Below are 12,477 nucleotides of genomic sequence, written 5' to 3' on the forward strand. Positions count from 1 at the left end.
CGACGAAGTCATCCAAACCATGTTGCAAACCGGGCGCGACATGAAGTCCACCTACAAAGAAACCTCGCTTGCCGGACTCGCCATCACCCTCCAGAAAAAAGCCGTCCCCGTATCCGTCCGCGTTGTGGAATGTTGAAAACGGAGCAGACAAAAAGGTCGTCTGAACATTTTGTTTTTCAGACGACCTTTTTGATGGATTCGATTCCTGCCGTATGTATAGTGGATTAACTTTAAATCAGGACAAGACGACGAAGCCGCAGACAGTACAGATAGTACGGAACCGATTCACTTGGTGCTTCAGCACCTTAGAGAATCGTTCTCTTTGAGCCAAGGCGAGGCAACGCCGTACTGGTTTAAAGTTAATCTACTATACACAAAACCATCGCCGCAAATGACGGTAAGCCTTCAGCCCTATCTCTGCAGCACAACATTTTCAGACGACCCCTCTGCTTAAAAGGTCGTCTGAAAAATCATTTCGCCTTACCGTTTCAAAGCCAGCGTCAACACGCCCGCCGTAACCAGTCCCAAGCCTATCCATTCCTGCGTGCTGGGGCGTTCGTCCAGAAAAACTACTGCCATCAGCGCGACCAAAACCAGGCTGAATTTATCGACGGGGGCGACTTGCGAGGCGTTGCCCAGTTGCAGGGCTTTGAAGTAGGCGAGCCAGGATGCGCCGGTGGCGAGGCCGGAGAGAACCAGGAACGTCCAGTTTCTTCCCGTAAATCCGTTTACGCCCTGCCATTTGCCGGTGTAGGTCAGGAACAAGACCAGCGCGGCGAGGATGACCAGCGTGCGGATGAAGGTGGCGAAATCCGAATCGATGCCCTGCAAACCCATTTTGGCGAAAATCGCCGTCAGCGAGGCGAAGCCTGCGGATGCCAATGCCCAGAAAAGCCATGCGTTGCTGCCCATGTTTGTCCGTTTCTCTTGTGGATTGTCAACAATATGAACCGCATTCTTGTTGAATTATCGAATTTTTCACTGCGATTCATTCTCAGATAACGCTATAATATGCCTAAAATTCTTTTGAATCCATCAGCGTTTGTCTTTCCGATGGGCTTTCAGACGACCCTCCTCTTTTTCTCCATTCAGTAAAGGAAAATCATGAGCTTCAAAACCGATGCCGAAATCGCCCAATCTTCCACCATGCGTCCGATTGGCGAAATTGCCGCCAAGCTGGGTTTGAACGTTGACAATATCGAACCCTACGGCCATTACAAAGCCAAAATCAATCCTGCCGAAGCGTTCAAACTGCCGCAAAAACAAGGCCGTCTGATTTTAGTTACCGCCATCAACCCGACTCCGGCGGGCGAAGGCAAAACCACCGTTACCATCGGTTTGGCGGACGCGTTGCGCCACATCGGCAAAGATTCTGTTATCGCCCTGCGCGAACCTTCTTTGGGGCCTGTGTTCGGCGTTAAAGGCGGCGCGGCGGGCGGCGGCTATGCCCAAGTTTTGCCGATGGAAGACATCAACCTGCACTTCACCGGTGACTTCCACGCCATCGGTGCGGCGAACAACTTGCTCGCCGCCATGCTCGACAACCACATCTACCAAGGCAACGAGTTGAACATCGACCCCAAACGCGTGCTGTGGCGGCGCGTGGTCGATATGAACGACCGCCAGTTGCGCAACATCATCGACGGCATGGGCAAACCCGTTGACGGCGTGATGCGTCCTGACGGCTTCGACATCACCGTCGCCTCCGAAGTCATGGCGGTATTCTGCCTTGCCAAAGACATCAGCGATTTGAAAGAGCGTTTGGGCAACATCCTCGTCGCCTACGCCAAAGACGGCAGCCCTGTTTACGCTAAAGATTTGAAAGCCCACGGCGCGATGGCAGCATTGCTCAAAGACGCCATCAAGCCCAACTTGGTGCAAACCATCGAAGGTACGCCCGCCTTCGTACACGGCGGCCCCTTCGCCAACATCGCCCACGGCTGCAACTCCGTTACCGCCACCCGACTGGCGAAACACCTTGCCGATTACGCCGTAACCGAAGCAGGCTTCGGCGCAGATTTGGGCGCGGAAAAATTCTGCGATATCAAATGCCGCCTTGCCGGTTTGAAACCCGACGCAGCCGTCGTCGTCGCCACCGTCCGCGCCTTGAAATACAACGGCGGCGTAGAACGCGCCAACCTCGGCGAAGAAAACCTCGAAGCCCTGGCAAAAGGTCTGCCCAACCTGCTGAAACACATTTCCAACCTGAAAAACGTATTCGGCCTGCCCGTCGTCGTCGCCATCAACCGCTTCGTGTCCGACTCCGATGCTGAGTTGGCAATGATTGAAAAAGCCTGCGCCGAACACGGTGTCGAAGTTTCCCTGACCGAAGTCTGGGGCAAAGGCGGCGCGGGCGGCGCGGATTTGGCGCGCAAAGTCGTCAACGCCATCGACAACCAACCCAACGAATTCCGCTTCGCCTACGATGTCGAGTTGAGCATCAAAGACAAAATCCGCGCCATCGCCCAAAAAGTGTACGGTGCGGAAGACGTCGATTTCAGCGCGGAAGCCGCCGCCGAAATCGCCTCGCTGGAAAAACTGGGCTTGGACAAAATGCCCGTCTGCATGGCGAAAACCCAATATTCCCTCAGCGACAACGCCAAACTCTTGGGCTGCCCCGAAGGCTTCCGCATTACCGTGCGCGGCATCACCGTTTCCGCCGGCGCAGGCTTCATCGTCGCCCTGTGCGGCAACATGATGAAAATGCCCGGCCTGCCCAAAGTCCCCGCCGCCGAGAAAATCGACGTAGACGCAGACGGTGTGATTCACGGCTTGTTCTGATTTGAATCGGATGTGAAGTAAAACGGCAAAGGTCGTCTGAAAACGGTTTTCAGACGACCTTTTATCATTTGGGAACAGTTTAAACTCAACCGCGACAACCCGTAGCGTGGGCTTTGCCCGCGAATCCTCCCCTGATGAATAGTCGTCTGAAACGATAGAGCAAACCCGCCGCATTGGTTTTCAGACGACCCTTTGTTTACGCGATCGCTTTGCCTTATCCTGATTTGAAGTTAATCCACTATAATACCGCCCATTGTTTTTAAACCGACGAAAGGTCGTCTGAAATGACTCAAAACGCAAGCAACCTCTGCTGGCTCGATATGGAAATGACCGGGCTTGACCCCGAACGCGAACGCATTATCGAAGTCGCCATGATTATCACCGACTCCGATTTGAACGTCTTGGCGCAGTCTGAAGTTTATGTCGTCCACCAAAGCGACGAACTGCTCGACGGCATGGACGCATGGAATACCGCCACCCACGGCCGCACGGGGCTGACGCAGCGCGTGCGCGAATCGCGGCTGACCGAAGCCGAAGTGGAGCAGAAACTGCTCGACTTTATCGCGCAATGGATTCCCGAAAAAGCCACGCCGATGTGCGGCAATTCCATCCATCAAGACCGCCGCTTCATGGTCAAATACATGCCGCGCCTCGAAGCGTATTTCCACTACCGCAATCTGGACGTGTCCACCCTGAAAGAACTCGCCAAACGTTGGAATCCGCCCGTTGCCAAAGGCGTGGTGAAACGCGGTTCGCATCAGGCTTTGGACGACATTCTCGAAAGCATCGAGGAAATGCGTTATTACCGAGAAAACTTCTTGAAACTGCCTGAGGCCGTCTGAAAACACTGTCGGCACACTTTTCAGACGGCCTCCAACCATTATGTCCTACCCATACCGCCAATCACTGCCCGATACGCCGCTGGACATCGTCGGCGACGTTCACGGCGAATTTGCCGCCTTTCAATCGCTGCTGCACCGGCTCGGCTACCGCGACGACGGTTTCCATCCGCGCGGGCGGCGGCTGGTGTTCGTCGGCGATTTGTGCGACCGCGGCCCCGACAGCCCCGCGATGCTGGCGTGGTTTAAACAGGCTTACGAACGCGGATGGGCATGGATGGTTTTGGGCAACCACGAATTGAACATTCTTGCCGACGACCCGAAAGACGGCTCCGGCTGGTTTTTCGATGTCCGCGCCGAAAAAGACGCCCATTACGCGCCGTGGCATTGCGTGGAAGAGAAAGAAAAAAACGAATTGCGCGCATGGCTGGCCGAACAGCCCTTGCTGCTGGAGCACGAAGACTTGCGCATCGTCCACGCCGCCTGGCTGCCGCCGCAAATCGAACGCCTCGAAGAAGCAAAGGGCGAAAGCCTGACCGCGCAATACCGCCGTTTCGATGCCGAGTTGAAACACCGCCTTCAGACGGCCTCTTGGTATCCCGACTACCTCTACGAACAAACGCATTACGCCCCGCAGGCGGAAAATCCCGACCATGCGCCGCCGCCCATGCCCGCCACGGCGCGATACGAACTCGAACGCAGCCGCCTGCATCCGATACGCGCCCTCACCAGCGGCGTGGAGCGTTTGGCGGACGAGCCGTTTTACGCCGGCGGACGTTGGCGCGGTACGACCCGTTGCGCGTGGTGGGACGACTACTGTGACGATACGCCCGTCGTTATCGGCCATTATTGGCGCAGTTGGCAGCCGTCTCCCGCTACCGTTGCCGCCGAACGGCTGTTGCTGCCGCCGCAGCCGGATGTCTGGCACGGGGCGCGGCGCAACGTGTTCTGCGTCGATTTCTCGATTGGCGCAAGCTGGCGGGCAAGGAAATTCCCGCAGAAATACCGTCCCGAACAGTTCAGGCTGGCGGCGTTGCGCTGGCCGGAGAAGGTGTTGGTGTTTGAGAACGGCGAATGCGCGGCGACGCGTTCGCCTGACAACAAACCGGCATACTCGCCCAACCCACAGAAAAGCAATCCATAATTTTGAACTCTCCCCAACCTTGCGCAAACATTTTTCTGATTCAATCACGCCCAATAAAAAAAGCCGGCCGAACCTATTTAAGGTCCGACCGGCTTTTATCGTTTTAAAAATTAACGATGTCTGTGGACTTGGCTGCCGATGACGCCGCCTAATGCAGCGCCGCCCAAAGTAGAGCCGGTATCGCCACCGATCAAGTTACCCGCTACACCGCCCAATACCGCGCCAGTAGCAGTATTGCGTTGTGTTTGGGTCATGCCCGCACATGCACTCAGAGAAGTAGCAATGGCGATCAAGGTCAAAGTTTTAGTCAAGAAAGACTTGCTCATGGTGTGTTCTCCGTTGTGGGTTAACTCAGTAACGAAAGTATGTCACACCAAGTCATTAATATTTATTCCAATAAGTAAAGTCATTTTAAACTAGGATAACTTAACAGGCGGACAGTTAGAAAAAACCATAATCCGATAAATCAGACAAATTAAATAAAAGGTCGTCTGAAACTGTCTGTTTTTACCCACACACAGACCTTTCAGACGACCTCTTTTTCGCCACACAAACCGATTTAAGGCGCGACCCGTTTACGGTTTGCCGCAGCCAAAAGCGCGAGCATTTCTTCGGTGGTATCCCAGCCGATGCAGGCATCGGTAATGCTTTGCCCGTAAACCTCGGGCTTGTCCTGTCTGCCTTCGACCAAATGGCTTTCCACCATCACGCCCATAATATTGTCTTCGCCGTTTTCCAGTTGCGCCGCAACATCTTGGGCAACTTCCATCTGCCGTCTGTAATCTTTACGGCTGTTTGCGTGGCTGCAATCGACCATCAGCTTGGGCGACAAACCGGCTTTTATCAATTGTTCCGCCGCCGATTTGACGTGTTCGGTGCTGTAATTCGGCTCTTTACCGCCGCGCAGGATAACGTGGCAGTCAGGATTGCCGCCGGTATGCACAATGGCGGAATGCCCCGCTTTGGTTACAGACAGGAAGTGATGCGGATGACTTGCCGCGCCAATCGCGTCGATGGCGATTTTCAGATTGCCGTCCGTACCGTTTTTGAAACCGACCGGACAAGACAGGCCGCTGGCGAGTTCGCGGTGTACCTGACTTTCCGTCGTCCGCGCACCGATCGCGCCCCAAGAAATCAAGTCCGCGTAATATTGCGGCGTAATCATGTCGAGGAACTCCGTCGAAGCGGGCATACCCATATTGTTCAGCGTCAGCAGCAAGCTGCGCGCCTGACGCAGGCCGTAGTTGATGTCGAACGTGCCGTCCAAGTGCGGGTCGTTAATCAGACCTTTCCAGCCCACCGTCGTGCGCGGTTTTTCAAAATACACGCGCATCACAATCAGCAATTCTTTTTCATATTTCTTGCGCAACACCAGCAAACGTTCGGCGTATTCCAAGGCGGCTTTGGGGTCGTGGATGGAACACGGGCCGATAATCACCAACAGGCGGTTGTCCTTGCCGTGAACCAAATCGGCGATTTCATGCCGCGTGCGGTGTACCAGCCCCGCCGCTTCCTCGGAAATCGGCAGCTCGTACAAATGGGCAATCGGCGGCAGCAGCTCTTTGACTTCTCTAATCTTAATGTCGTCGGTAGGGTATTGTTGGGTCATTGTTATTGCTTTCAAATTCAGATAAATTGAGGCATAGATTACCTTCTTTACCTGTTTTAAACAAGCCTTTTAGCCATCTTACGGCAATTTTATTTCAAAAAATCAAATTTTTTCTGTTTTTATATATTTAAATTTCTAAAATTCAAAATTTTTCGCAATAAAATTTTGATTAATTCAATAAGCAATACCTGCGTTGTCAACAATTTTCATCCTTCCCTAATAATCCTCCCGTCTTCCGACAGCATCTTTTTGACGAATACCTCAAGCCCCTTCCATCCAAAACTTGACCGCGGACAAGCCCTGCTTTGTTTTTACGCAAGCCGACATATCATTCACATCGAAATGTAGTAAAATAACAAAATATCAAAGCAATATCGCGCAGCCTGTGTTGCTTATCCTACACAACCCGCCCTGCCGCATCATTAAAATAAACATATACTCGTCGCACATCCCACACATCCTTCCCGCTCTTACTGAAAAGCCGTCCTACCTTTCAGACGACCTTTCTTTTCAACCTCAAAACAAGGAGCGTTACAATGAAAGCAGCACGTTTTTACGATAAAGGCGACATCCGCATCGAAGACATCCCCGAACCGACCGTCGCCCCCGGCACCGTCGGCATCAACGTCGCCTGGTGCGGTATCTGCGGTACCGACCTGCACGAATTTATGGAAGGTCCGATTTTCATCCCGCCCTGCGGTCATCCGCATCCGATTTCCGGCGAGTCCGCACCCGTAACGATGGGACACGAGTTCTCCGGCGTGGTTTATGCCGTCGGCGAAGGCGTGGACGACCTCAAAGTCGGACAACACGTAGTGGTCGAACCCTACATCATCCGCGATGACGTACCGACCGGCGAAGGCAGCAACTACCACCTCTCCAAAGACATGAACTTCATCGGTTTGGGCGGCTGCGGCGGCGGCCTTGCCGAAAAAATCGCCGTCAAACGCCGCTGGGTGCATCCGATTTCCGATAAAATCCCGTTAGATCAAGCCGCTTTGATTGAGCCTCTGTCCGTCGGCCATCACGCCTACGTCCGCAGCGGCGCGAAAGCCGGCGACGTCGCATTGGTCGGCGGCGCAGGCCCGATCGGTTTGCTGCTTGCCGCCGTATTGAAAGCCAAAGGCATCAAAGTCATCATCACCGAATTGAGCAAAGCGCGCAAAGACAAAGCCCGCGAATCCGGCGTTGCCGACTACATCCTCGACCCGTCCGAAGTCGACGTCGTCGAAGAAGTGAAAAAACTGACCAACGGCGAAGGCGTGGACGTGGCATTCGAATGCACCAGCGTCAACAAAGTGCTGGACACCATGGTCGAAGCCTGCCGTCCGACTGCGAAAGTCGTCATCGTATCCATTTGGAGCCACCCCGCCACCATCAACGTCCACAGTGTCGTGATGAAAGAGCTGGACGTGCGCGGCACCATCGCCTACTGCAACGACCACGCCGAAACCATCAAACTGGTGGAAGAAGGCAAAATCAACCTCGAACCTTTCATCACCCAGCGCATCAAGCTGGACGAGCTGGTTTCCGAAGGCTTCGAGCGTCTGATTCACAACAACGAATCCGCCGTCAAAATCATCGTCAATCCGAACCTGTAAACGCCTGACGGATTGATAGAAACACAAAGGTCGTCTGAAAACCTCAAACCGAGATTTTCAGACGACCTTTTTATCTGCAAAGACAATTCACCCCATCATCCACAATATCCGTCGGGCTATTGCCCATCAGTTATTTCCCAACGCCCCCAAACATCTGCAAAGGTCGTCTGAAAGCCAACCTCAAGAAACTAAAGCTTCTTTTAAACGCTTTCAGACGACCCTTTATCCAATTTAAATACCGAATAAAATATAATCTTTGCAAAAACACAACAAAAAATAATACAAAAATTTACAAAAAACACAGGAACTTATAAAATACCAAACAACAACAGTTGCAACAATAATCACAAATCATAATAATGTCATATATACCGTTCAGGCAAAAAAGCCTGCCGTATATCAGTTACACAGAAATATTACGGAGACTGTGTCAATACACACCTAAACTCACATACAAGGATAAATCCGATGAAAACACGTTTTACTTTAACTTCTCTGGCTTTGGCCTCTCTCATGATGATGGGCAATTCTGCAATGGCAGCTGTTGTTTCCAGTGGCACAGAGCAATATTTCAATGTCAAAATTAAAATCGCCGGTAGTTGCGAAGTTTTTACAACTACCAGTGGCATGCCTAGTGGCCCCATTACGTCTGAAAGCGATCCTACCAGCGGTACCGACATTGACTTTGGCGAACAAAAAGCCGAAACAAGCAGCCCTGCCCTTGAACGCATGAACAAAGGCAATGCCGCACAAGGCATTGTTGTTAATTGCAGCAAAAACACTGCATTTAAAGTCGCCATGGATCCCGAAAGTTCTCATAGCCAAGAAGGAAGTGGTGAGATGACAGGCTTGTCAAGCCAAGAAAAAATCGCATATCAGCTCTATAAACCAACCGTTACTGGATCTGGCCTCTCTGCACAGCTAGGTACAGAAACTGCAAGCACAAACAAATGGGGCAAGGACAATAATGCTTTATCACTAACAGGTAAGGGATTAGGTACTGCAATCAATATTCCTGTCTTTGCAAAAATCGAGCAAGGTGTACTGGCCGATAAAACCCCTGACACCTACCAAGACCGCGTAAAAGTAACCCTGACCTACTAATCCGGTTTACTCCCTTAAAACAAAACAACTAAAAAATCCTCATGCAAAAAGCAATCAGCACACTTGTCGGTATGCTGACGGCGGCAGCGGTTTTACCAAGCCATGCCGCCGGCTTGCAAGTCAGTCCGACATCGCTTTCCCTGCCCGCCAAACAGCGGGCGGGTATTTTTACTTTGGGAAACAAGGGCGCAGAGCCGTTGACGGCACAAGTGCGCGTATTCCGCTGGACGCAGGACGCAAACGGCGGTGAAGTGCTCGAACCTACCGATGCCGTCATTGCCAGCCCGCCCATGGTCAAACTGGAAGCGGGTGCGCAGCAGCAGTTCCGCGTGATGCGCGTCAAACCGTCCGACAAACAGACTGAAGAAGCCTACCGCCTGATTGTGGACGAGCTGCCCGCTCCCGATGCGAAACCACGAAAAGGCATTCAGTTGGTGATGCGCTATTCGCTGCCGCTGTTTGTCAACGTTCAAAACAATGCCGAACCGAAGCTGCAATGGCGCGCGGAAAAAGCCGCGAACGGCAAAGCGGTTTTGGTTGCCGAAAACACGGGCAATGCCCATGCGCAACTGAGCAATATTACTTTTCAGACGACCTCTGCCAAAGACGCATTGACGCTGGCAAACGGTCTGGCGGGCTACGTCCTGCCGGGCAACACTTGGAAACGCGAATTGGAAGTTTCCCCCGCCTCTCTGAACCAAGGTCGTCTGAATGCCACGGTAAACGGTATGCCGATCCAAACGGAGGTACGGTTTGCCGCCCCATGACCTAAGGACACGGCTCACCCGGCTGAGTGCCGCGTTGATGCTGTGTTTCTACGCCCTGCCCTCCCCTGCTCAAGACATCCTGACGCAGGCGGCGCCTGCTGCCTACGAGCAGGCATGGCTGACCGTTTACCCTCAGGTCAAAGTCAACGGCAGCATACGCGACGGTATCGAACCCTTCATGTCGCGCAACGGCGTGCTGTATGCGCGCCCCGAATCCCTGCGCGCCTACGGCATTGCCCTGCCCGACGCAGAAGCTGCCGAGGCGGGCAAAAACGGCGTCGTGCCTGAAATTCAGGACGGCGCATCCGCACCCGGCGCAGGCGTATGGTTCGAACTCTCCGCCATCCCCGGCTTGCAGGCGAAATACGATGCCGCCGCGCAAACCCTTGATCTCACCGCCCCCCTCGAATGGCAGCCTGACCTGAAAACCGCCCGAATCGGCGCATTGCAGGAAAACCGCTACGCCATCGCCAAACCCGGCTTTGCCGCCGTTCTGAACTATGACGCCAATATCTCGCGCAACCGCTCCGGCAACGGCACGCAGGGCGTTTTCGGCGAAATGCGCCTGAGCACGCCTTGGGGCTATCTGAACCACACTCAATTTGCCAACCGTAGCCGCAACAAAGAAAGCGGCGCCCGCGGCAACACCGCCCGTCTGGATACCTACTGGCGCACCGTCTGGCCCGAACAAGGCATATCGCTGACCGTCGGCGACACCCTGACCGGACAAATCGGCTCATGGGGCGGCACGCGAATCGGCGGCATCAAAATCTCCCGCACATACAACACCCGCCCATGGAAACAAACCGCCCCACTGCGTTCCTACCTCGGTAAAAGCACCCTGCCCGGCACGGTCGACCTCTACCTCGACGGCGTCAAACAAATGAGCCGCGACATCGAAGCGGGCGAATATGAACTCATCCTGCCGCCGTCCATCAGCGGCCGCAGCAACGCTCAAGTCGTCGCCACCGACGTACTGGGGCGCACCGTCGTCGTCGATATGCCGCTTTACGGCGGCAGCGGACTTTTGGCAAAAGGCTTGAACGAATGGTCGTTTGAAGCAGGCTACGTCCGCCGCGATTACGGCATCCGTTCCGCAAAATACCAATCCGATCCCGCCGCCTCCGGCACGCTGCGTTACGGCGTCAGCAATACCCTGACCGCCCAAATCCACGGCGAGGCCGCGCGCGGCTACCGTCAGGCGGGCATTGCCGCCGACACCGTATTGGGTTCGCTCGGACAACTCAATCTTAATTATGCCGAAAGCCGTTTTGCGGGCAAGACAGGACGACGCGGCAGCGCGTTTTTCAGCACCCAATGGGACAGGCTCTCCTTCAGCGCGGGCGCAAGCCGTACCAACGGACAATTTGCCGAACTGGGCGATACCGCATACGGCGCAGACTTTTTCAAAGCCACACGCCACCCCGCCACATCCGCCTCCGCATCCGCAGGCTGGAGCAGCGACAAACTCGGCTCATTCAGCCTTTCCTACGTCCATTCCCACACCGAAGGCAGTCCCGCCGACGGCGTAGGCTCGTTCGGCTGGAGCCGCAGCTTCAAAAACCGCACCTCGCTCTACGCCGGCGCCAATAAAAACTTCCGCAACAGGCGCGAACTGAGTTTCCACGCGGGCCTCTCCGTCAGCCTCGACAACGGCTATTCGACCTCCGCAGGCATCAGCAGAAACAAACACAACAACAGCTACCAAGCAACCCTGAACAAAACCAGCAGCGGCATGGGCAGCACCAGCTGGGGCATAGGCTGGCAGCAAAACGACAACGCAAAAGGCAGCCGCAGCAACACTTTCAACGGCAACATCCGCCATCAAAACACCTACGGCGACGGCTGGGCAAACGTTTACAGCCAAAGCGGCAACAGCAACTGGAACGCAGGCTGGAGGGGCGGCCTCGTCCTCATGGGCGGCAGCCTCTTCGCCACCCGCCAAGTCAACGACAGTTTCGCCGTCGTCAGCACCGGCGATATGGCGGACGTCCCCATCCGCGCAGGCGGCATGCCCGTAGGCAAAACCAACCGCAAAGGGCTGGCACTGATCCCCAGTCTCTCCGCCTACCAAAAAAACACCGTCAGCGTCGATATTGCCGAATTGCCGCTGGACGTCCAGCTTGAACACACCGTCGCCGAAATCGCCCCGCCCGAACGCTCGGGTATGCGCGTCGAATTCAAAATCCAGCGTACCCGCGCCGCCACCATGACGCTGAAAGACGCACAAAACCGATTACTCCCGAGCGGCGGCAGCATTACTGCCGAAGACGGCACACCGGCAGCCGTAACCGGCTTCGACGGCAAAACATATATTGAAAACATGAAAGAAGGTAGAAACCGCTTCACCGTCATCCTCCCCGAAAACGGCGGCACTTGCACCTTCGAAGCGGACTACCCTGAAACACACAATCCGGATTCCATCCCGGAACTGGGAGACATCATATGCAGATAAATATAAAGAGAGGTCGTCTGAAAACCGCAAACCGTCTTTTCCGACAAATGACATTGCCTGCCGTATTCGGACTGCTGTCTCTGTCCGTAGGACAGGTTTGGGCAAACAGCGGCGGTGCCGGAAATGCTGTGCAATGTACGGCGAGGGTACAAGGCAACGGAACCTTTAAAGGCTATC

General features: G+C 54.3%; 10 protein-coding genes and 2 pseudogenes. 9 read left to right on the top strand and 3 right to left on the bottom strand.

Annotated elements, in window-relative coordinates; genetic code table 11:
* A pseudogene (locus tag HMPREF1051_RS10970) lies at positions 1-136 on the top strand (L-serine ammonia-lyase, iron-sulfur-dependent, subunit alpha); the annotation flags it as partial.
* A gap of 344 nt (positions 137-480) precedes the next feature.
* On the opposite strand, the gene HMPREF1051_RS10975 reads toward HMPREF1051_RS10970, so the two are convergent.
* Positions 481-912 (bottom strand): EamA family transporter, encoded by a 432-nt coding sequence (locus HMPREF1051_RS10975; RefSeq protein ID WP_003768633.1) that lies wholly within the window; start codon positions 910-912, stop codon positions 481-483.
* 192 nt (positions 913-1,104) lie between these two features.
* Here HMPREF1051_RS10975 and HMPREF1051_RS10980 point away from each other — a divergent pair, with 192 nt between their 5' ends.
* The 3 genes from HMPREF1051_RS10980 to HMPREF1051_RS10990 all read left to right on the top strand — a co-directional run bounded on the left by HMPREF1051_RS10980 (position 1,105) and on the right by HMPREF1051_RS10990 (position 4,764).
* Positions 1,105-2,781, top strand: a complete 1,677-nt coding sequence (locus HMPREF1051_RS10980) for a formate--tetrahydrofolate ligase (RefSeq protein WP_003768644.1) — start codon at positions 1,105-1,107, stop codon at positions 2,779-2,781.
* A gap of 284 nt (positions 2,782-3,065) precedes the next feature.
* Positions 3,066-3,623, top strand: a complete 558-nt coding sequence (gene orn, locus HMPREF1051_RS10985) for an oligoribonuclease (protein WP_003768643.1) — start codon at positions 3,066-3,068, stop codon at positions 3,621-3,623.
* Positions 3,624-3,663: 40 nt separating this feature from the next.
* A complete protein-coding gene (locus tag HMPREF1051_RS10990) occupies positions 3,664-4,764 on the top strand; it encodes a metallophosphoesterase (protein WP_003768631.1) in 1,101 nt (366 codons plus the stop codon).
* 110 nt (positions 4,765-4,874) lie between these two features.
* Here the strand turns inward: HMPREF1051_RS10990 and HMPREF1051_RS10995 are convergent, their stop codons facing one another.
* Both HMPREF1051_RS10995 and aroG read right to left on the bottom strand, forming a co-directional pair.
* Positions 4,875-5,090: a glycine zipper 2TM domain-containing protein gene (locus HMPREF1051_RS10995; RefSeq protein WP_003761681.1), complete on the bottom strand. Its 216-nt coding sequence runs from the start codon at positions 5,088-5,090 to the stop codon at positions 4,875-4,877.
* 233 nt (positions 5,091-5,323) lie between these two features.
* Entirely contained in the window at positions 5,324-6,373 is a 1,050-nt protein-coding gene (gene aroG, locus HMPREF1051_RS11000) for a 3-deoxy-7-phosphoheptulonate synthase AroG (protein WP_003768630.1), read from the bottom strand.
* 536 nt (positions 6,374-6,909) lie between these two features.
* On the opposite strand from aroG, the gene HMPREF1051_RS11005 reads away from it, so the two are divergent.
* From HMPREF1051_RS11005 to HMPREF1051_RS15390, 5 genes and pseudogenes are all read left to right on the top strand, one after another.
* Entirely contained in the window at positions 6,910-7,974 is a 1,065-nt protein-coding gene (locus HMPREF1051_RS11005) for a 2,3-butanediol dehydrogenase (RefSeq protein ID WP_003768647.1), read from the top strand.
* 468 nt (positions 7,975-8,442) lie between these two features.
* Positions 8,443-9,078: a spore coat U domain-containing protein gene (locus HMPREF1051_RS11010; protein ID WP_003768655.1), complete on the top strand. Its 636-nt coding sequence runs from the start codon at positions 8,443-8,445 to the stop codon at positions 9,076-9,078.
* 41 nt (positions 9,079-9,119) lie between these two features.
* The gene (locus tag HMPREF1051_RS11015; RefSeq protein WP_003768639.1) at positions 9,120-9,845 is read left to right on the top strand and encodes a molecular chaperone; all 726 of its coding nucleotides are present in this window, start codon (positions 9,120-9,122) and stop codon (positions 9,843-9,845) included.
* A 37-nt stretch (positions 9,846-9,882) separates the two neighbouring features.
* Positions 9,883-12,300 (top strand): fimbria/pilus outer membrane usher protein, encoded by a 2,418-nt coding sequence (locus HMPREF1051_RS11020; protein ID WP_003768650.1) that lies wholly within the window; start codon positions 9,883-9,885, stop codon positions 12,298-12,300.
* A pseudogene (locus HMPREF1051_RS15390) lies at positions 12,291-12,477 on the top strand (hypothetical protein); the annotation flags it as partial. The gene HMPREF1051_RS11020 and the pseudogene HMPREF1051_RS15390, both read left to right, overlap by 10 nt.

It is taken from the genome of Neisseria sicca VK64 (assembly GCF_000260655.1).
Classification (GTDB): Bacteria; Pseudomonadota; Gammaproteobacteria; order Burkholderiales; family Neisseriaceae; genus Neisseria; species Neisseria sicca_B.